Origin of the sequence: Jiella avicenniae (assembly GCF_021390325.1) — a bacterium.
Lineage (GTDB): Bacteria > Pseudomonadota > Alphaproteobacteria > Rhizobiales > Rhizobiaceae > Jiella > Jiella avicenniae.
On sequence record NZ_JAJUWU010000047.1, the window covers coordinates 1 to 1,275 of the forward strand.

General features: G+C 59.8%; 1 protein-coding gene. It reads right to left on the reverse strand.

The features are described from left to right. Nucleotides 1-21: 21 nt before the first annotated feature. A complete protein-coding gene (locus LZD57_RS23920) occupies nt 22-1,191 on the reverse strand; it encodes an ISAs1 family transposase (protein WP_233722092.1) in 1,170 nt (389 codons plus the stop codon). Nucleotides 1,192-1,275: the final 84 nt, after the last annotated feature.

Below are 1,275 nucleotides of genomic sequence, written 5' to 3' on the forward strand. Positions count from 1 at the left end.
CAGGGCTCCGAATCCAAATTTTTATAGGCTTTGTTGGAGCAGTTCTGCGATGTAATTCGGTGACCATCCAGCAAGTTTTCGTCGTGATTTGAGGGAGTGTTTATCGTTTGCGCTTCGGATGATGTTGAGGGCGAAGTGTCGGACGACGGCCATGTTCTTGGCGCCGTGGCCTTTTCGCAGGCGTGACTGATCGTCGTTGAAGAGGACGTCGAGCACCCAATGGAGTTGGTTCTCGATACCCCAATGACCGCGCACGGCCCCGGCGGCCTTTTGGGCGGAAAGATGGGCCGAGGAGATGAAGTAGCGGGTCTCGAAGCGGCTTTTCTCGGCGAGTTGGGCTCGGCTTTTGACTTTGATGATGCAGGCGACGTCGGGCAGGCGCAGTTCGCCGGGAAAGCGCCGGTGGCCGTTGAGCCAGTCGATCTCGCGCAAGACAGAGACGGTCCGCTCCTCAATGCGCCCATGGCCCTTGTCGCACTGAACGTCTATCTCGATCGTGCCGGTGGGGGCATCATTGAAGCAGGCTTCGACTTCGGCCCTGAGCGTCGGCTGGTTGGCTTTGACCGCCAGGAGGTAGTCGGCGCCCTCCGCCCGGATGGCGCTGGCGATGGTGCCATTGGTGGCAATGGCATCGATGGAGACCAGCGCCCCCTTGAGCCCGTCGTCAGTGCCGAGCCTCTCCAGAAGAACCGGGATCGCCGCAAGCTCGTTCGCCTTGTCGGGCACCGCTTCCTGTCCGAGCACGAGGCGCCGTGTGGTGGCAAAGGCGGAGACGAGGTGGATGGCCTTTTCGCCGGCGCTTCTGTCGTGGCTGCGCCGGGATGTCTTACCATCGATGGCCACGAGATCGATCTTCTCGGGCCATGTCGCTCGCACCCAGTCGGTGAAGGCCTTGGAAAACAGCGCCGGATTGATCCGGTTCATCAGAATGGTCAGCCAACGCTCGCCCGGTACGCCGTGCTCATAGGGCAGAAAGCGGCGTAAAAACGAAAGATGCGCCTTTCCCCAAAGCGCGATGTTCTCGTAGTCGTCGCAGTCGGCCATCGACCCACAGACCACCAAAAGCAGGATTTCCGGCAACGGGTAGTCGGCGCGCCTCACGTCGCGCGGATCATCGATTTCGGCAAAATGATCCAGCAAAATCCGAAGCCTGGACTTTGGCAACGCTGGTTCGGCAATGGACAGGGACATGAGAGCGCTCCGCGAATCAAACCCCTTCATCGAATCAGATCAAAAGCAACCCGTCATCCGCTGTCATATGAATTCGGAGCCCTG

Bases quoted from the DNA above. Each gene is read 5' to 3' on its own strand.
- LZD57_RS23920 (WP_233722092.1), bottom strand. From the start codon at position 1,191: ATGTCCCTGTCCATTGCCGAACCAGCGTTGCCAAAGTCCAGGCTTCGG.